Below are 234 nucleotides of genomic sequence, written 5' to 3' on the forward strand. Positions count from 1 at the left end.
GTCTCGCAAGGCCAGCCGCATGGAATGGAGCGAGGACAGGTCAAAGTGGAGCTCTCGCTCGGCCCGCGCGCCCGACGGGAGGACGCCGGACGTCGGCAGGCCCTTTGTCACGGTTGCGGCCTCACCTTCGGCCACCGCACCGCCTGCTAAGATCGTGCCCTGCGCCACTGCATAGATTTGCCCATCGGGTGCGTTGAGTGGCGTCATGATCAATGTACCGCCCAAAAGGCTGAT

General features: G+C 64.5%; 1 protein-coding gene. It reads right to left on the reverse strand.

All coding sequences use genetic code 11. From position 1 onward, the window contains the following. A partial coding sequence (locus tag R0J92_RS26895; protein ID WP_411053934.1) for a flagellar basal body P-ring protein FlgI occupies positions 1-234 on the reverse strand: 234 nt, incomplete at both ends.

The sequence above is a fragment of the Tritonibacter sp. SIMBA_163 genome (assembly GCF_046535935.1).
GTDB lineage: Bacteria > Pseudomonadota > Alphaproteobacteria > Rhodobacterales > Rhodobacteraceae > Epibacterium > Epibacterium scottomollicae.